Annotated in this window: 1 protein-coding gene; it reads left to right on the top strand. The window is 46.1% G+C overall.

What is annotated here, in order from left to right; genetic code table 11:
- Positions 1-304 (top strand): hypothetical protein (locus E1189_RS24575; RefSeq protein WP_230459916.1); only part of this gene is annotated, 304 nt, incomplete at both ends.

The following is a 304-nucleotide window of genomic DNA, read 5'->3' as shown; positions in this document are numbered from 1 at the left end:
TGAGGGTTCTACCTGCTCCGCAACTATCAGCAAAGTTCATTCCCTGTCAGCGGCAGATGACCCGATAATAACAGGTGAATCCGTTGATGGATTTTCGCTGCCTTTTAACTCTGATATCCACGCCTGGGAAATTCATTGTCGGAAAGTTGTTAAACAAGAGATTGAAGAGGTTTATGAAGCTGAATCAATAGTCCCAGATGATTTGGACTACGGTAGCCCTACACCAGAAGTAGAAATATCAAGCCAAAATGAGAAAGAGACAGTACGTCGAGAAAAGCGGAACACCACCTGCCCCTGCGGGACC

Origin of the sequence: Parendozoicomonas verongulae (assembly GCF_009711465.1) — a bacterium.
Lineage (GTDB): Bacteria > Pseudomonadota > Gammaproteobacteria > Pseudomonadales > Endozoicomonadaceae > Sansalvadorimonas > Sansalvadorimonas verongulae.
Note: the sequence above shows the minus strand (reverse complement) of the source record. Positions and strands in the feature narration are given on the sequence as shown.